Raw genomic sequence first — 16,749 nt, 5'->3', positions numbered from 1 at the left:
CGTAGCGGGTGTTCGGCGTGGCTGACCAGACTCCGAAGCCGCTCCTTGCCGCTCTCGAAGCGCGTGACGGCCGCCGGAGCGCGTGGACGGGCAACGAGTCGGACACGCTCGTTCCGCAGCATCGGCAGGGCGGCATGGGCGGTCGGCGGGGGAAGCACCGCCTGTCGAACGTGGTGTGGCTCGAGAGCGACATCAACGGGGCGATCGAGTCGGACCCGGCGATGCAGGCGGAGGCGGTGGCGCGCGGGATCAAGATCGGCGGTCACGAGGACCCGGAGTTGGTCGAGGTGCGGCATGCGGTGCACGGCCTGGTGCTGCTGCGGGACGACGGCCAGGTGGTCCCGGTGTACCCGGCTGCCGCGGGGTGGTCATGAGCGGCCTCGAGCTGGTCCCGGTCAGCTTCGCGGATGCCCGGCGCTTCATTGCCGAGCACCACCGGCACCACGAGCCGCCGAAGGGGCACAAGTTCTCGATCGGGGTAGCGCTCGAGCGGGAGCTCGTTGGGGTGATCGTCGTCGGCCGGCCCATCGCACGCGTGATCGACGCGGAAGGCGACACGCTCGAGGTCACCCGCAGCGCGACCGATGGCACGCCGAATGCGAACTCGAAGCTCTACGCGGCCGCCTGGCGGGCGACGAGCGCGATGGGCTACCGGCGACTGATCACGTACACGCAAGAGGGCGAGACCGGGGCGTCGCTGCGTGCGGCGGGCTTCCGGGTGATCGCCGAACGACCGCCCCGAGGCGGGTGGGACATGCCGTCGCGTCGCCGCACGGCGCGCTCAGTGGCGAACATCACGCGCTTTCTGTGGGAGGTGCCGTGATCGCGCTGAGTAGGACCTCGGTGCTGGCGCACCTGGCCCGGTGGGAGGCCCACCGGAACCCGCTCGTCGCTGCGATGGCGGAGGGCATGAGGACCCGCATCGAGGCGGGCGAGATGGACGAACGAGAGGAGGACAGCTGATGGCCGGAGTGCCGAAGGACGAGATCACGGCGCACGACTTCGTGATGGTGCGAGCAGCGCTGGTGCAGCGCCTCGGTGGCGCGAACGAGGCGCTGGTGTGGACGCGGATTCACTTCCGCTGCGCGGACGGCGCGCACCGTCACGTGGACGCGGAGCAGCAGGCGTGGTGGCCGGCGTCGAGCGCGCAGATCAGCGCCGAGGTCGGACTGTCGGAGGACCAGGTCGACCGAGCACTGCGGGCGCTCCGGACGGGCGGGTTCGTGGAGTCAACGGAGCACCGTCTCGGCGGGAACTACGACCGCACGAAGTCGTGGCGGCCGGTGGTGCAGGAGTCGCGCGGAGTCGACTCCGCGGAATCGCGGAATGGAGCCCGCGGAATCGCGGACAGGACTCCGCGGAATCGCGGACAGGAGCCCGCGAATTCGCGGGATGTTCCTTCTAATCAGACCCAGAAGACAGAAGAAGACAAGAACACGCTCGAGGACCTGTTCGAGGAGGCCTGGAAGTGCTGGCCGAGGAAGGCCGGGAAGAAGGGCGCGAAGACGAAGTTCATGCGTCTCGTGCTGGCTCGGACGGTGTCTCGTGAGCAGCTCGTCGAGGCAATCAGGACGCATGGCGCCGGGTACGAGCAGTGGGTGCAGCCGCAGTACGTGCCGCACCTGACGACGTGGCTGAACGGCGAGCGGTGGGAGGACGAAGTCCCCGGCCCGCGCGGTGGCCGCGGTGAGAAACGACTGGCAGAGAGCGTCGCGCTCGTGCGGCGGTTGCGAGAGGAGGAGGACGGACATGCAGGTATCGGAAACGGCGCAGCTGCTGCTCTGGGCGCAGGGCGTTGACGGCCGCGTGCTGAACGAGGCCACGGCTCGGTCCTGGCACCAGCTGATCGGGCACCTGTCGTTCGACGACGCGCTCGAGGCGGTGCAGCAGCACTACCGCGAGGAGCACCGCTGGGTGATGCCGGCGGACGTGCTGAAGCTCGCGGCGCCGACGCCGCGGTACGGGGTCGACGCGACGGCGGAGCTGATGGCGGAGCAGAAGCAGGCGTGGTGCGAGGCGCACGGCGTGACCGTCGAGGAGTTCGACGAGCACGAGGGCGACACCGAGTGGGTCGAGGCGGTGAGTCGCCGTGGATGACGTGCAGCAGTTCGACCAGGTCGCCGAGCAGACCGTCGTCGGCGCGATGCTCCTCGACCGGGACGCGATCTGGAAGGCCCTCGACGTCCTGACGCCGGCGGACTTCTACCACCCGAAGCACGAGCACATCGCCCGCGCCGCGGCGGCCCTCGCCGAGCGCGACGAGCCGTCGGACACGATCGCGGTGATCAACGAGCTCGAGCAGCAGGGACTCATCAAGAACGTCGGCGGGGACGCGTACCTGTTCCAGCTGACGTCGATGGTCGCGACGACGGCGAACGTCGGCTACCACGCCGACATCGTCCGGCAGAAGGCGATCCGCCGGCGGCTGCAGCAGGCCGGTCTGCGGATCTCGCAGATGGGCGCCGCGACCGAGGGTGACCCGCTGAAGCTCGTCGACGAGGCGCAGCAGACCCTCGAGCTCGTCGCGAAGAACACCCGCGTCGAGGTGCACCCGGTGAGCGACACGATCGATGCGACGATCGCCCGTCTCTCGGAGAAGCCGGAGTTCATGTCCACCGGGTTCGAGTCGCTGGACAAGCTGATCGGCGGCCTCGCCGGCGGGAACCTCGTCGTCATCGGGGCACGGCCGGGTGAGGGCAAGACGATCTTCGGGATGAACCTCGCGACGATGCTCGCGCGTCGCGGGATGGTCGTCTACGTCTCGCTCGAGATGTCGGAGGACGAGCTGCAGCTGCGTCTCATCGCCCAGTTCGGCGAGGTCCACATGAAGTCGCTGCGGAACCACTCGCTGAACGACGAGCAGCGGAAGCGCGTCAGCATCGCCCGGCAGAAGATGCAGGGCGCACCGATCTTCATCGACGACTCGTCGACGACACTCGCGGAGATGCGGGCGTTCATCCGATCGGTGTCGCGGCGCGGGCAGCTGGCCGGTGTGGTCGTGGACTACCTGCAGCTGATGGAGGGCGCGACGGAGAAGCAGTCCCGGCAGGAGTTCGTCGCTGGGGTGTCGCGGTCGCTGAAGCAACTGGCGAAGCAGCTGCACGTCCCGGTGATCGCGTTGTCGCAGCTGAACCGGTCGCCGGAGGGCAGGAAGACGCGGACGCCGCTGATCTCGGACCTGCGGGAGTCGGGTGCGATCGAGCAGGACGCGGACGTCGTGCTGCTGCTGTCGTACGACCGGAAGACGCCGGCGGACCTGACGGTCGCGGTGGCGAAGAACCGGCACGGGGAGAACGGGGAGGTGTCGCTGATCTGGCAGGGCCAGTTCGCGCGCCTTCGGGACAGGGGTTGGTCGCCGCACGGTGCGGTGCCCCTCGACGGAGCGGAGGCCGCCTGATGGCGAAGACGAACACGCGGGTGCCCGGGCACGAGCTTCAGGGCGAGGGCGCACCGCACGCACCGGGCGCCCGTCGCGGCACTCACATCCGGCAGAGCCGTGGCGTCGCAGGTACTGGCTACGGCCTGTGCAGCTGCGGCGCGAGGTCTCCGCTCCTGGACAGCGGTGCGAAGCGCAAGGCGTGGCACCGGCAGCACAAGCAGCAGATGTGGGAGGCGACACAGCCGTGGGTGTGACGAGGACGAAGACCGAGACCATCGCCGACGTGTGGGCGGACGACTTCGGCGGCGTGGCCGTCGAGGTTCGCGGCACGCAGGCGCAGCTCGAGATCGCGGAGGCGGAGCAGCTCCGCGACGAGCTGGACGAAGCAATCAGCGCGGCACTGGCTTGCCGCATCGAGAAGGCCGCCCCGGCGGCAGAGACGAGGACACCATGAGCAAGAGCACGATGACCGTCGAGGGCTTCGTCGCCAGCGACCCGCGCGCGAACACGACGAAGGGCGGCAAGTCCGTCGTCACCCTCACCGTCCCGCACCAGCGCTCGAAGCGGCAGGACGACGGCAGCTGGAAGAACGAGGGCGAGACGACGTGGGTCGAAGCCACGTTCTGGGAGGAGCAGGCCGACCTCGTCGCGCAGCAGGTCGTGAAGGGCACCGCGGTCATCATCACCGGCGACCCGGAACTGCAGACCTACCCGAAGCGGGACGGGTCGACGGGCGCGAAGCTCGTCCTCCGGTTCCCGACCCTCGGCATCATCCCGCGCGCTTCGCGGTCTCAGGGCGGCTCTGGCGGCTCGTGGGGAGGCCAGACGGCCGAGAACCCGTCCTGGGCTCCGCAGGCCGCTCAGCAGCCGCAGGGCGACGCGTGGAGCACCGACGGTGGCACGTACGACGACGAGACGCCGTTCTGATGGCGGACGCAGGAGGCGTCTTCTCCGGAGGTCGGCTTATCAAGGTCAACCCGGGCCGGTCCGGATGCCGTCACGCCTGGCTCCGGCTCTCGACCCGCTACGACGAGTGCACTGTCCCCGGCTGCACCGCCATCCGTCCACACCCCGAAGGGAACACGCCATGACCGCTCTCACACTCCTCGGCTGGGCCGGAGCCATCTGCCTCGCCGTCGTGCTCGCCGCCATCACAGTGCTCGTCGTCGTGGCCGTCGTCCGGGAAGTCCGGAAGCCGAGCAAGACCGACAGCACGATCATCGGGAAGGACCGACCGTGACCGACACCATCGAGCTCGACGACGAGACCGCACTCGCCCTCGCCGCCACCCGAGCACGCCGCACCCTCGGTGACGCCCCCGGTCTCATCGCCTATGCACGCAGCCTCGCCATCCCCTCGCTCGGCACCATGAGCGACGGGATGCCCCGAGCAGCGTCGAAGGAGGCACCGCTCCCGTTCCGCGCCGACGCGATCGACGACACCGACGACGCCTACGCCCGCCTCATCCAGTGGGTCACGAACTGGTCCGACCGGCTGCAGGTGAACCCGCCCGCGACCGTCGTCGTCGTGTGGAAGCGCGACGGCGAGGAGCAGGGGTTCCGCGCCGAAGCCACTCCGGCCGGCGCTGGGCAGCTGGTGCAGATCCTCGTCACCTGGCTGCTCATCCGCTGGGAGCAGATCCTCACCGACAGCGCCGGCCCCGTGTTCGTCGACGACGTGAACGACATCTTCCGGACCCTGTTCGGCAAGTACCCGCGAGCGCCCCGACGACCACGAGACGTCAACGCCCGCCAGTGCCCCGTCTGCGGCGAGCACGCAGTCGGCGCGGTCTGGCTGTCCGAGGAAGTCCACGACGTCCGCGTGCAGTGCGAGGCGTGCTCGTACGAGATCCCCACGAAGACGTACCGCCAGGTCCTGGACTGGATCGGATGACGTCGGAGATCCTCACCCTCGACGCCGCCGCGAAGCGCATCCGCCGCAGCAAGCGGACCGTCGAGCAGTGGGCAGCGAACGGGATGCCGACCGTCCTCTACGGAGGCCGCCGCTACGTGCAGCTCACCGACCTCGTCACCCACGCAGCAGCACACGGACGACGCCGGGGAAGGGCACGCGACGCGCCGCGAACCTGAACTGCGGACCGAGTGTGTACACTGGCGCTAGCGAACCTCCACGCCGGGTCACCGGCAAGGAGCAACCGAAGGCCCTCACCATCACGGTGGGGGCCTTCGTCGTACCCCCAGTGAGGCGTCGTTGCCCCGGGTCACGGGCTGATCCGTCCCGGCCGTCGGTGGCGAACGGATCCCGGGCCGGCGCTTCTGGGAGGCTGCGCCGGTCCGACGACCGGGCCTCGTGCCCGCAAGACCGGCCGACACGCGTGCGGATCGAGCCGGCCCCTTCCAGCTGCGGGGTCTGCACTGGGGCGGCGAGCCGGAACCGTCGCCTATCGAGGGAGTCCGATACCCCGAGCGGACGAACCGGCAACGAGCACCCCGAGGGAAGCCAGCGCGCGGCAGTCCCCGGGGTGCTCACCCGTACTTCGGCGGGGACGTCAACGCGTGCCAGAAGTCGCGCGAAGGGCCGTCACAATCCGGGCTGACCTGTCGCCCCGGAGCGGTACCTGCGTCCCCGCCGACCCCCACCAGCCGGAGGGAGCAGCCGATGCCCCGAGGTGGAAGCCGCCGGCACACGGAGATGCGCGCCGAGGAGAAGACCCGGTGGCGTGCCGTCAACGCACCCTGCGCCCTCTGCGGTCAGGCGACCATCGACTGGGACGCACCAGCGAACACCCCCGACGCGCTCGAGGTGGACCACACCCTGCCGGTGAAAACGCACCCGCACCTCGAGTTCGAGCCATCGAACCGGAAGCCGACGCACCACCGCTGCAACCGCGCGAAAGGCGCAGGGCAGGCAGCACCCAGCATCGGACTCACCTCCGAGGCGTGGTGATGTGCGACACCGCCGTGGCGTGCACCTGCCACCGCACACGCACGAACCGCCGCCCCGAGGCGACGCACCCCACTGACCACCTGCACGGCGAGGACCTCACCGCTGCGGCGGCTCCGATCCGGGCGCCACTCGGACCGGCCGGGCTTGGCACCTCGGCCGCCGTGCAGGCCACCACCCACTGAGCAATGGAGTCCCGCCATGCAGACGATCCATCGGCACATGATCACGCCCTCCGGCTCAACGATTCAGATCCCCGCTGACGCGGAACCGATCGCAGTCGAAGCAGACGAACGCATCCCAGGTCTCCTGAACCTCTGGGTGCGTCTCAACCCCGACCACCCCACCGTCGATCGCACCTTCACCATCGTCGGTACCGGTCACGATGTGCACGAGTCATGGACGTTCATCGGCAGTGCAGTCAGGTTCCCCGGTACGTGGATCAAGCTGCACCTCTTCGAGACGACCAAGGGTGCCTGATGCCCCGTCCTGCAGCGTCCCTCGAAGACCGCATCCCCGGTCACGTGCAGTACACACCCTTCGGCTGCTGGCACTGGACCGGCTACCTGGACCGCGACGGCTACGGCGTCATGAAGTACCAGGGAGTCCCGCAGGCAGCACACCGCCTCGCCTACACACAGTGGGTCGGACCTGTCCCCGAGGGACACCAGCTCGACCACCTGTGCCGCAACCGCGCATGCGTGAACCCCGAGCACCTCGAGCCCGTCACCACTCAGGTGAACACCGCCCGAGGCATCAAGCCGAACCGAGGGACGTGCCGCAACGGCCACCCACGCACCGCAAGCAACGTCTACACGACACCACAGGGCCACAGAGCATGCCGACCCTGCCGCCAGGACGCCGACGCACGGTACAAAGCACGTCAAGCAGCCTGACCACCCAGGGGGCGGTCAGATCGCTGGGTGTCCCCGCACGGGCCCAACCGCCGGGAGTGATCTTCCCCACCCAGGGGTGAGCACGTGCGAACGGCCTGTTCGCGTTCGCAGAGGGAGGTGGCCGTGATGGCTCAGTCTCCGGAGGAGCGTCGGGCTGCTGCTCGTGAGCGGATGCGGGCGAAGCGGGCTGCGGAGCGTGCTGCGCGGGGTGTGGCGGCTCCTGCTGCGGCGAACGTGGCGAACGGGACGGCCCTGCGCACGATGCGGGACGCGGTGGAGACGGCGATCAAGGCGGCGCGGTGGCTGACGCCGTCGGATGAGGCGTCGAAGGCGCAGGCGCGGATGCTCGCGGAGGACGTGGACCTGTCGGCGGCGGCGGGGGACCGGGCGGCTGCTCGTGCTGCGCATCGTGCGCTGTCGCGTGTGCTGAACGACCTCGGCGCGACGCCGTCCGTGCGACTGCAGCGGGAACTGCGGTCCCGGCGACTGGTGGATGCGACGGGAGGCGGCGATGTCGGGAACGGTGGCGGAGCGTCCGGCAAGCCGGCCGGCAACGTCTCGGCGTTCAAGCGGCCAGAGAAGCGGGCGCGGTAAGCGCTTCGGGTCGTCGGTGCCTCGTCTGTGGACGAAGCCACTGCGGCCGTTGACGCCGGAGACGTCGCTCGGGTTCGAGGTGATCGAGTTCGCCGACTGGGCACGCGATCGCCTCGAGGAGCTCGACGCGAACCGGACGCCGGAAGACGACGTCGACTACCTCGCGTTGATGCCGCGGCTGCTCGACTGGCAGCGGTGGCTGCTGATCCACGCGCTCGAGCTGCTCGACGTCGCCGGGTCGGTGCCGCGGTTCCGGACGGTGCTGCTGCTCGTCGCCAGGCAGAATGGCAAGTCGACGCTGCTGACGGTGCTGATCCTGTGGCGGCTGTTCCAGGACGGCGCCCGCATGGTGCTCGAGACGCACGCGACGATCGACCATGCCCGCGAGGCGTGGGACGAGGCGGTCGCGGTCGCTGAGGCCATCCCGGAGCTCGCCGACGAGATCGACACGAAGCACGAGGGCAAGGGCTCCGTGCTGCTGATGCTCGACCGGGGTGAGAAGTTCAAGATCGCGTCCGCGAACCGCAACGGCGGCCGCGGGTTCCGCGGGGACTTCGTCATCTTCGACGAGCTCCGGCAACATCAGGACTTCCGCGCGTGGGCAGCGACGTCGAAGACGACGCTCGCCCGGCGCCGCGCGCAGGTGTGGGGTGTCTCGAACGCTGGCGACGCCGCGTCGGTGGTGCTCCGGCACCTGCGGACGGTGGCGCTCGCCGCGATCAACGGTGAGGCGCCGGAGGGTGTCCCCGAGGACATGCTCGACGACCTCGACTTGGGGTCGATCGGCCTGTTCGAGTGGTCGGCTGGCGACGTCGACGGCGTACCGCGCGGCCGGTGGGACCGTGACGGGTGGGCTGAGGCGAACCCGTCGATGGGGCACACCGAGCTCGACGAGCGCGCGATCGCCGCGGCTGCCCTGTCGGACCCCGAGGTGGAGTTCCGCACCGAGGTCCTGTGCCAGTTCGTGAACACCGCCGGTACGGGCCCGTTCCCGACCGGCGCGTGGCAGGCGACGACGATCGCCACGGTCGAACGTGACATCGCCCGTCCGGTCGCGTTCTGCATCGACGTGTCCCACGACCGCGTGTGGGCACACATCGCGATCGCGTTCTGGGACACCGAGGGCCGGCGCCGTGTGGAGATCGCGGCGTCCCGGCCGGGCACCGACTGGGTGATCCCGTGGCTGACGTCGAAGGACCGAGCCGTCCGGCCGGAGCACCTGACGCTGCAGTGGAACGGCGCACCCGTGTCGTCCCTCGTGACGGATCTCGAGAACGTCGTCGACGCGCCCTGGGGTGCTGTGACGCCGTGGCAGGGTCCGGACCTCGCTCGGGCGTCGGGCATCGTCTTCGACGCCGTCAGCGCCGCCGTGGTGCCCGCCGATGACGTGGGTCTGCGGGAGCCGGTCCTGACGCTGACGCACGGCGCGCAGCCGAACCTCGACCTCGCCGCGACGACGGCCGCCGTGCGGCCCGCCGCTGACGGCTGGCTGATCGACCGGCAGAAGTCACCGCAGGACGCGTCCCCGCTCGTCGCCGCTGTCGGCGCCGTGTGGCTGCTCAACACCAACCCGGAGCCGACTGGTTCCGCGTACGACGACGAGGGCGCAGGCGTCCTCGTGCTCTGACCGCTGGGAGGCGCCGTGGGACTGCTGGACTTCATCCGCGGCGTGACGAACGAACTCCGTCCGAACGTGCCCGTCGAGTACATCAACGCGCTCACCAGCTCTGTCCTGAACCGGACGCCGGAGGACATGTGGCGGACCCAGCCGGCGCTCCGGTCCGTGGTGTCGTTCCGGGCGCGGAACGTCGCGCAGCTGGGCCTGCACACGTTCCAGCGTGTGGGGGAGAGCCGGGAGCGGGTGCGCGACAACCCGGTGGCGCAGCTGATGCGCCGACCGAACGCGCACCAGACGACGTTCGAGCTGGTCTACGACCTCGTCGCGATGCTCGACCTGTACGACCGCGCGTACTGGGCCCTCGGCCCGGACGACGACGCCCCCTCGGGCTGGTCGATCCGGTCGGTGCCAGCGCCGTGGGTGGTCGGCAAGGAGGGCGGCGACTTCTTCGGCCCGGAGAAGTGGGTGATCCGCCCGCCGGGGGAGCAGGAGTTCAAGGTCCCCGCCTCGGCAATGATCACGTTCGTCGGCTGGTCGCCGCTGTCGCGGACGACGGGCACACCGCCGATCGAGGCGCTGAAGCAGACCCTCGCTGAGCAGATCAGCGCGCAGGAGTTCCGTCTGCAGATGTGGAAGCGCGGCGGCCGCGTCGGCACGTACCTGACGCGACCGGCGGCAGCCACGAAGTGGGATCCGGCAGCGCGGAACCGGTTCGTGGAGTCCTTCAAGGAGTTCACGGCGTCCGGGTCGAAGGCTGGCGGGACGCCGTTGCTCGAGGACGGCATCGAGATGAAGCGCGTGGGCTTCACCGCCCGCGAGGAGGAGTACATCGAGTCGGCGAAGCTCGCCATCTCGACGGTCGCCTCCGTCTACCACGTGAACCCGACGATGATCGGGCAGCTCGATAACGCGAACTTCTCGAATGTGCGCGAGTTCCGCCGGATGCTGTACACGGAGACGCTCGGCCCGCTGATCGCGCAGATCGAGGACCGGCTGAACGCGTTCCTCGTGCCGCAGCTGACGGACGACGACGGCGTGTACGTCGAGTTCAACATCGCCGAGAAGCTGCAGGGCTCGTTCGAGGAGCAGGCTGCCGTCCTGTCGACGTCGACCGGCGCCCCGTGGATGACCCGCAACGAGGCCCGCAGCAGGAACAACCTGCCGGAGATCGAGGGCGGCGACGAGCTCGTGACGCCGCTGAACGTGGTGATCGGCGGTCAGGCGTCCCCGCAGGACGGCGGCGACCCCATCGGGACGCTCGCAGCCCTGGCGTCGCTCATCAAGCGGGCCGAGGGCGCGCCTGCGGTGAAGTCGCGGGGCGTGCTCGTGAAGCAGCGCGCGACGCAGAAGCAGGTGAAGACCGTGCGCGATGTGTTCGCGGCGTTCTTCGACCGGCAGAAGCGGGTGGTGCTCTCCGCGCTCGGCGCGAAGGCGGCCGGCGACTGGTGGGACGAGGACCGGTGGGACGACGAGCTGTCGGACGACCTCCTCGCCGCCTCCACACCGCTGACCGTCGCTGCGGCGCGGAAGACGCTCGAGCAGGTGGGCGTGGACCCCGACACGTACGACGTCGATCGGACCACGAACTACCTCAAGGCCGTGGCGAAGAACACCGCGGTAGCAGTCAACCGGGCGACGAAGGCGCAGCTCGACACAGCCCTCGACGACGACGACCCGACGGACGCACTGACGAACGTCTTCGACGTCGCCGCGGACGCCCGCGCTGACCAGGCGGGCATGACGCTCGCGACCGGGCTCGCCTCGTTCGCCACCGTCGAGGCAGTCACACAGTCCGGAGCCGGTGAGACGGCGACGAAGACGTGGATCGTCACGTCCTCGAACCCGCGGCCGGCGCACGCGTCGATGAACGGCGAGACGGTCGCGCTCAGCGACTCGTTCTCGAACGGCGCGAACTGGCCGGGCGACGCGTCCGCGCTCGACGTCGACGACCTCGCGGGATGCACCTGCGACGTACAGATCACCATCCCGTGAGGAGACACGCATGCTGACGAAGCAGGCCCCGGTCGCCGTCAAGGCAGCCGGCACCGAGGACGGACTCGAGGACGGGCAGTTCCGCGCCGTCGTGTCCGTCTTCGGCAACGAGGACAGCTACGGCGACGTCGTCCAGCCGGGCGCGTTCGCGAAGACGCTCGCCGACTGGGCGGCCAAGGGCGACCCGATCCCCGTGTACTGGTCGCACCGCATGGACGACCCGGACTACAACATCGGCTACGTCGTCGAGGCGAAGGAGACCGACCAGGGGCTCGAGGTCCTCGCGCAGATCGACCTCGACGGGGCGAAGGCGCAGCAGGTGTACCGCCTGCTGAAGGGACGCCGCGTCACCCAGTTCTCGTTCGCCTACGACGTCGTCAACGGCGCGTGGGTCGTGGAGGACGGCCGCGAGTTCTACTCCCTCAACGAGCTGAAGCTCTACGAGGTCGGCCCCACCCCGATCGGTGCCAACCAGGAGACGGAGCTGATCGGCGTGAAGTCGGCAGCCGACCGGCTCACCCACGACCTGAAGGCCGGACGCGTGTTCTCGGCGAAGAACGAGGACGAGATGCGCAACGCGCTCGCCTCGCTCGACGCCGCTCGCGACGGCCTCACCAAGCTCCTCGCCGAGCTCGACCCGAGCGACGACGAGGACACCAGCAAGGCCAGCGCAGGCGCGGCCAAGGACGAGGAGCCGCCCGCGGCCAAGTCCGAGGAGCCCAACCGTGCGTCCGCCGAGCTGCGACGGATCGAACTGAACCTCATCTGAGAAGGAGGCGTCATGAAGACGCTCAAGGAACAGCTCGCCGCGGCCCAGAAGGACGCACGCGAGTTCATCGACGGCCTCAAGGCCGACGGCCACGAGGTGACCGAAGCGGAGCTCGCCGAGGCGCGCACGAAGTCGGACACCGTGAAGGACCTGCAGGCGAAGGTCGACCGGCAGGACGCGCTCAAGGGCTTCGACGGCCTCGGCCACGTCGACGAGGAGCCCGCGGACGAGCGGCCCGCCAAGTCGCTCGGCTCGCACTTCGTGAAGTCGGTCGGTGACAGCCTGCGCAACACGGGCGGGTCGAAGTTCACCGCGGCGGCGCCGGAGTTCAAGGCCGCCGGTGACGTGCAGGTGACGCCGCAGGCGCTCATCCCCGCGCTCACCACGGTCGACACGAACATCGTCACCGGCAACCGCCGCCGACTGACGATCGCCGACCTCCTCGGCACCGAGACGATCAGCGGAACCGCGCTGACGTACTTCGTCGAGGGGCCGCTCGAGGGCGACTTCGCCGGCGTCGCAGAGAACGGCCAGAAGCCGCAGCTGCACTACGCGGACCCGACGGCCGTCACCGAGGCGCTGAAGAAGCTCGCCGCGTTCATCAAGGAGTCCGACGAGCTCCGCGACGACCTGCCGTTCCTCGCCTCGGCGATCGACGGCCGCCTGCTCTACCAGCTGGGCCTCTTCGAGGAGAACCAGCTGCTGAACGGCAGCGGGACGGGTCAGAACCTGCGGGGTCTCCTGCAGCGCTCCGGCATCCAGACCGAGGCGTCGGCGAGCACGGCGGACAACGCGGACGCGCTGTTCCGCGGCATCACGAAGGTCGTCACCGGCTCCGGGCTCGACGCCGACGGCATCGTGATCCACCCGGCCGACTACCAGGCGCTGCGTCTCTCGAAGGACGCCAACGGCCAGTACTTCGGCGGTGGGTTCTTCGCCGGCCAGTACGGCAACGGCACCATCGCCGAGCAGCCCCCGCTGTGGGGTGAGCGCACGGTCGTCACGCCGGCGATCGCGCAGGGCAAGGCGCTCGTCGGATCGTTCGCGCAGGCCGCGTCCGTCATCCGCAAGGGCGGCGTCACGGTCGAGGCGACGAACTCGGACCAGGACGACTTCACGAACAACCGGATCACGATCCGCGCGGAGGAGCGTCTGACGCTCGCCGTGCGGCGTCCGTCCGCGTTCGTCGTCGTCTCGTTCTCGTCGGCGGCCCCCGCCGCGTGACGTCCTGAGCGGGACCAGCTGTCACCGGCTGGTCCCGCTCCTGTCTCAGCACTGAGCGAAGGGAGGCCGTGATGGCCCTCAAGGAGTACCGGTTCAACGGATCCACGTACCAGTTCGACGACGACGCCGCGCCCGATGGCGCCGTGCTCGTCGAGGACGAGATCGACGCGGGTCTCGCCGAGCTCGAGGCGAAGAACGCCGAGCGGCTCGCCGTCGAGGAGGCCGATCGCAAGCAGCGCGAGGCGGACGAGGCCACCGCCCGTGAGGCCGAGGAGAAGGCCGCACGCGAGCTCGAGGCGAAGAACGCCGAGGCGGCGAAGAAGCAGGCGTCCGCGCCGGCGAACAAGGCCCGCACGGCCGACACGAAGTAGGAGGCACCGTGGCCGACGACACCACCACGCAGTCGAACGCGTTCGCGTCCGTGCAGCAGATGGACGAGCGCACCGATGGAGTGATCCCCACGGATCGTCCGTTCCTCGGCTACGCGCTCGACGTCGCGACGCGGATGATCCGCGACCACTGCGGGTGGTTCGTCGGCCCGGTGACCACCGAGACGCTCTACCTGGACGGGCCCGGCTCGCGCCTGCTCGTCCTTCCCACACTCCGCGTCGTCGAGGTACTCGCCGTCCGTCAGGACGGGGTCGCTCTCCCGGCGGACGCCTTCCGCGTCTCGCGCGGATCCGGGATGCTCCGCACGACGTCGCCGCTGTCCGAACAGTTCGGCGCGCTCGAGGTCGACCTGCGCCACGGCTACGACGACGTGCCGGAGCCGATCGTCGACCTGACGCTGCAGATGGCGGCCCGGGCGCTTGGCTCCCCGCTGGGCGTCGTCCGTGAGCAGTCCCTCGTGGCGAACATCACCTGGTCGACGACGGCCGCCGGTGTCGCCGGCGGCACGGTGATCATGGAGCACGAGCTCGCTGCGTTGGCGCCGTACACGATCGGCACGCTCCCGTGAGGGCGTCGTTCGCGCGGTTGACGATCACCCGCCTCCGCTTCCCGACCCGCGACGACCGCGGGACGCTCGTCCCGGACTACGACGCCGAGCCGGACCGGTTGGACATCCGCCGCTGCTGGCTCGAGCCGACGACGTCGACGGAGCAGAACGACGGCCGCCTCGCGGTCGCGACCGGCTACACCGTCGACGCCCCGTACCAGTGCGACATCGTCGCGTCCGACCTCGTCGAGTACGAGGGCATCCGGTACGAGGTGACTGGCGACCCGCAGCACGTCCCGTCCCCGACCGGTGCGCTGAACGCGACCCGGCTGACCCTGCAGCGATGGGAGGGGTGATGGGCACCACCATCCGCATCGAGATGAACCAGGCCGGCATCCGCGAGCTCCTGAAGTCCGACGAGGTCCGCGCCGACCTCGAGGCCCGCGCGAACCGCATTGCCGCGGCCGCCGGCGGAGAGCCGGACTACGAGGTCGACGTCCGGCAGGGCTCGTCCCGCGTCCGCGCGTCCGTGCGCACGGCGACGTTCCCCGCGATCCTCGACGAGGCCCGCAACCGCACCCTCTCCGGATCGCTGGACGCCGGCCGGTGATCGCCGAGCTGATCGTCCCGCCCGACTCCGTCATGGCCGTCGTGCGGGAGCTGAACGCCTCCCTGCCGGGCACGGAGCGCGCGGCGGGACGGGTGCCGTCACCGCGTCCGAAGAAGTTCGTCCGCGTCCGCGCTGCAGGCGGCACGCCGGTGTCCCTGGTGCACGTCACCCCGACGGTGCTCGTCGAGTCGTACGCCGCCACCGACGGTGACGCCGACGACCTCGCCCGCCGCTGCCACGCGATCATCCTCCGCGCCGCCCGCAACGGGTGGATGGGCGGGGTCCCCTGCGCCGACGTCGGGGTCTTCGCGATGCCCGCCGACCTCCCTGATCCGGACACGGAACAGGCCCGATCCACCGCGACGTACGCGGTGACGCTGCGCGCCGCGTAGCGCTCAACCCCCACTGGCCGCTTCGGGCGGTCGTTTCTGCTGCCCGGAAAGGGGCTCACCATGACCAACAACAAGTTCCGTGTCATCAACGGCAAGCCGGTCGCGGCCGGCGGTGTCGCATGCGGACCGCTCGGCACCCCGCTCCCCGAGACCGCCGTTGACACGCTCAACGCGGCGCTGATCCGCGCTGGCTACATCTCCGAGGACGGCGTCACGAAGTCGGAGTCGCGCGACACGAACGAGATCAAGGACTGGGGCGGCCTGACGGTCAAGCGGGCGACGACCGGCTTCGCGGTGCAGCTCGCGTTCCAGTTCCTCGAGTACCTCAACCCGGACGCCGCCCGCGCGGTGTACGGCGAGCGGAACGTCACCGTCACCGAGGCCGATGCGACGCACGGTGAGCAGATGCGCGTCAACGTCACCGCGGACGACGCCCCGCACCTCTCGTGGGTGTTCGACATGGCCGACGGTGACGCGCACCTGAAGGTCGTCGCGTCGGACGGGCAGATCACCGAGACCGGTGACACCCCGTACTCCGTCAGCGACGGCGCCGTGCGCGACGTGACCCTCACCGCGTACCCGGACGAGGACGGCGTCTACATCTACGAGCTCACCGACGACGGCCGGAAGCTCCCCGTCGTGACCACGCAGTCGCTCGCGAAGTAGCGCCTCACAGATCAGCGGGCCGGGCCGGACGGGACTCCACCCGGCCCGCTGTCACGCCCCGGAGTCCCGACCGTGAAGGAGTCCCACCGTGGTCTACGAAGTCCCCACCTCGAAGGCGTCCATCGACCAGAACCAGTGGTCGTTCAAGATGCCCGGCGACCGGAAGACGTACAAGGTCCCGAAGCTGCAGTTCATCAAGCCGTCGCTGATGCGCGAGATGGACGCGATGAACAACCGCATCGACCGCGTCTACGCGCTGCTCGAGCACTACCACCCCGGCATCGTCGACCGGTTCGAGGGCCTCGACCAGGTCGAGGCGTTCTACACCGCGTGGGCCGAAGGGTCCGGGATCACGACGGGGGAATCCTCGGCCTCCTCCGAGTCCTAGACGGGCACGGGGAGGCCATCCGCGCGGACCTGTTCCTGATCGGCCGGTCCCTCGACGACGTCGGCACGGACCGGTTCTCGTGGCTCGACCTGCGCGCGTTCCTCCGCTGGTCGCCGATGACGTCCGCGTTCGCCCGCTCGTTCCACGGGGACGAAGCGGTCGCGTGGGCGGACCCGTCGACGCACCTCCTCGCGACCGTCGCGGACCTCCTCGCGGGCGCGAACTGGCAGCGCGCCGGCAGCAAGGGGTCGAAGCCGAAGCCGATCCAGCGGCCGGGCGACCGGCAGAAGATCGGCGGCCGCGCACCGACCGCGATGGACATCGACGCTCTCGACGAGTTCCTGGGCTGGTCGCCTCGGACGAACTGATGGAAGGCGGTG

Annotated in this window: 27 protein-coding genes; all 27 read left to right on the top strand. The window is 70.0% G+C overall.

Features of this window, described 5'->3' with window-relative positions; all coding sequences use genetic code 11:
* Window positions 1–17: 17 nt before the first annotated feature.
* Window positions 18–374, top strand: coding sequence for a hypothetical protein (locus DEI95_RS13155; protein ID WP_146243670.1), 357 nt, complete (start codon window positions 18–20; stop codon window positions 372–374).
* Entirely contained in the window at window positions 371–823 is a 453-nt protein-coding gene (locus tag DEI95_RS13150) for an XF1762 family protein (RefSeq protein WP_111060550.1), read from the top strand. The genes DEI95_RS13155 and DEI95_RS13150 overlap by 4 nt, the downstream gene beginning before the upstream one ends.
* Window positions 820–963, top strand: a complete 144-nt coding sequence (locus tag DEI95_RS16750) for a hypothetical protein (protein WP_181436337.1) — start codon at window positions 820–822, stop codon at window positions 961–963. The genes DEI95_RS13150 and DEI95_RS16750 overlap by 4 nt, the downstream gene beginning before the upstream one ends.
* Complete coding sequence (locus tag DEI95_RS13145) at window positions 963–1,799, top strand: hypothetical protein (RefSeq protein WP_111060532.1); 837 nt, start codon at window positions 963–965, stop codon at window positions 1,797–1,799. The genes DEI95_RS16750 and DEI95_RS13145 overlap by 1 nt, the downstream gene beginning before the upstream one ends.
* The gene (locus DEI95_RS13140; protein WP_146243669.1) at window positions 1,750–2,097 is read left to right on the top strand and encodes a hypothetical protein; all 348 of its coding nucleotides are present in this window, start codon (window positions 1,750–1,752) and stop codon (window positions 2,095–2,097) included. Before DEI95_RS13145 ends, DEI95_RS13140 begins: the two co-directional genes overlap by 50 nt.
* Window positions 2,090–3,397, top strand: a complete 1,308-nt coding sequence (locus DEI95_RS13135) for a replicative DNA helicase (RefSeq protein WP_146243668.1) — start codon at window positions 2,090–2,092, stop codon at window positions 3,395–3,397. The genes DEI95_RS13140 and DEI95_RS13135 overlap by 8 nt, the downstream gene beginning before the upstream one ends.
* 232 nt (window positions 3,398–3,629) lie before the next feature.
* Entirely contained in the window at window positions 3,630–3,833 is a 204-nt protein-coding gene (locus DEI95_RS13125) for a hypothetical protein (protein ID WP_111060528.1), read from the top strand.
* Window positions 3,830–4,306 carry a single-stranded DNA-binding protein gene (locus DEI95_RS13120; RefSeq protein WP_111060527.1) on the top strand — a complete coding sequence of 159 codons (477 nt, stop codon included), beginning with the start codon at window positions 3,830–3,832 and terminating at the stop codon, window positions 4,304–4,306. Before DEI95_RS13125 ends, DEI95_RS13120 begins: the two co-directional genes overlap by 4 nt.
* 160 nt (window positions 4,307–4,466) lie before the next feature.
* Window positions 4,467–4,619: a hypothetical protein gene (locus DEI95_RS16745; RefSeq protein ID WP_181436335.1), complete on the top strand. Its 153-nt coding sequence runs from the start codon at window positions 4,467–4,469 to the stop codon at window positions 4,617–4,619.
* Complete coding sequence (locus DEI95_RS13115; protein WP_111060526.1) at window positions 4,616–5,272, top strand: hypothetical protein; 657 nt, start codon at window positions 4,616–4,618, stop codon at window positions 5,270–5,272. Before DEI95_RS16745 ends, DEI95_RS13115 begins: the two co-directional genes overlap by 4 nt.
* Window positions 5,269–5,469 (top strand): hypothetical protein, encoded by a 201-nt coding sequence (locus tag DEI95_RS13110; protein ID WP_111060525.1) that lies wholly within the window; start codon window positions 5,269–5,271, stop codon window positions 5,467–5,469. Before DEI95_RS13115 ends, DEI95_RS13110 begins: the two co-directional genes overlap by 4 nt.
* A gap of 529 nt (window positions 5,470–5,998) precedes the next feature.
* Complete coding sequence (locus tag DEI95_RS13105; protein ID WP_146243667.1) at window positions 5,999–6,286, top strand: HNH endonuclease; 288 nt, start codon at window positions 5,999–6,001, stop codon at window positions 6,284–6,286.
* A 198-nt stretch (window positions 6,287–6,484) separates the two neighbouring features.
* The gene (locus DEI95_RS16740) at window positions 6,485–6,763 is read left to right on the top strand and encodes a hypothetical protein (RefSeq protein WP_181436332.1); all 279 of its coding nucleotides are present in this window, start codon (window positions 6,485–6,487) and stop codon (window positions 6,761–6,763) included.
* Entirely contained in the window at window positions 6,682–7,179 is a 498-nt protein-coding gene (locus DEI95_RS17115) for an HNH endonuclease signature motif containing protein (RefSeq protein ID WP_111060522.1), read from the top strand. Before DEI95_RS16740 ends, DEI95_RS17115 begins: the two co-directional genes overlap by 82 nt.
* A 126-nt stretch (window positions 7,180–7,305) precedes the next feature.
* Entirely contained in the window at window positions 7,306–7,773 is a 468-nt protein-coding gene (locus DEI95_RS13090) for a hypothetical protein (RefSeq protein WP_146243666.1), read from the top strand.
* A gap of 16 nt (window positions 7,774–7,789) precedes the next feature.
* Window positions 7,790–9,400 carry a terminase large subunit domain-containing protein gene (locus DEI95_RS13085; RefSeq protein ID WP_146243665.1) on the top strand — a complete coding sequence of 537 codons (1,611 nt, stop codon included), beginning with the start codon at window positions 7,790–7,792 and terminating at the stop codon, window positions 9,398–9,400.
* 15 nt (window positions 9,401–9,415) lie between these two features.
* Window positions 9,416–11,383, top strand: a complete 1,968-nt coding sequence (locus DEI95_RS16860; RefSeq protein WP_220036658.1) for a phage portal protein — start codon at window positions 9,416–9,418, stop codon at window positions 11,381–11,383.
* Window positions 11,384–11,393: 10 nt separating this feature from the next.
* The gene (locus DEI95_RS13075; protein WP_111060519.1) at window positions 11,394–12,152 is read left to right on the top strand and encodes an HK97 family phage prohead protease; all 759 of its coding nucleotides are present in this window, start codon (window positions 11,394–11,396) and stop codon (window positions 12,150–12,152) included.
* A gap of 12 nt (window positions 12,153–12,164) precedes the next feature.
* The gene (locus tag DEI95_RS13070; protein ID WP_111060518.1) at window positions 12,165–13,376 is read left to right on the top strand and encodes a phage major capsid protein; all 1,212 of its coding nucleotides are present in this window, start codon (window positions 12,165–12,167) and stop codon (window positions 13,374–13,376) included.
* 71 nt (window positions 13,377–13,447) lie between these two features.
* Entirely contained in the window at window positions 13,448–13,747 is a 300-nt protein-coding gene (locus DEI95_RS13065) for a hypothetical protein (protein ID WP_111060517.1), read from the top strand.
* An 8-nt stretch (window positions 13,748–13,755) separates the two neighbouring features.
* Window positions 13,756–14,334, top strand: a complete 579-nt coding sequence (locus tag DEI95_RS13060; RefSeq protein WP_111060516.1) for a hypothetical protein — start codon at window positions 13,756–13,758, stop codon at window positions 14,332–14,334.
* Entirely contained in the window at window positions 14,331–14,669 is a 339-nt protein-coding gene (locus DEI95_RS13055) for a hypothetical protein (RefSeq protein WP_111060515.1), read from the top strand. The genes DEI95_RS13060 and DEI95_RS13055 overlap by 4 nt, the downstream gene beginning before the upstream one ends.
* Entirely contained in the window at window positions 14,669–14,923 is a 255-nt protein-coding gene (locus DEI95_RS13050) for a hypothetical protein (RefSeq protein ID WP_111060514.1), read from the top strand. Before DEI95_RS13055 ends, DEI95_RS13050 begins: the two co-directional genes overlap by 1 nt.
* Window positions 14,920–15,315, top strand: coding sequence for a hypothetical protein (locus DEI95_RS13045; protein WP_111060513.1), 396 nt, complete (start codon window positions 14,920–14,922; stop codon window positions 15,313–15,315). The genes DEI95_RS13050 and DEI95_RS13045 overlap by 4 nt, the downstream gene beginning before the upstream one ends.
* A gap of 60 nt (window positions 15,316–15,375) precedes the next feature.
* Window positions 15,376–15,981 (top strand): hypothetical protein, encoded by a 606-nt coding sequence (locus DEI95_RS13040; RefSeq protein ID WP_111060512.1) that lies wholly within the window; start codon window positions 15,376–15,378, stop codon window positions 15,979–15,981.
* Window positions 15,982–16,069: 88 nt separating this feature from the next.
* On the top strand, window positions 16,070–16,369 hold the full coding sequence (locus DEI95_RS13035) for a hypothetical protein (RefSeq protein WP_111060511.1): 300 nt from the start codon (window positions 16,070–16,072) through the stop codon (window positions 16,367–16,369).
* Window positions 16,312–16,737: a hypothetical protein gene (locus DEI95_RS16735; RefSeq protein ID WP_111060510.1), complete on the top strand. Its 426-nt coding sequence runs from the start codon at window positions 16,312–16,314 to the stop codon at window positions 16,735–16,737. Before DEI95_RS13035 ends, DEI95_RS16735 begins: the two co-directional genes overlap by 58 nt.
* The last annotated feature ends 12 nt before the right edge of the window (window positions 16,738–16,749 follow it).

Source organism: Curtobacterium sp. MCBD17_008, from assembly GCF_003234475.1.
Lineage (GTDB): Bacteria > Actinomycetota > Actinomycetes > Actinomycetales > Microbacteriaceae > Curtobacterium.
This window is presented reverse-complemented; position numbering and strand designations above follow the sequence as displayed.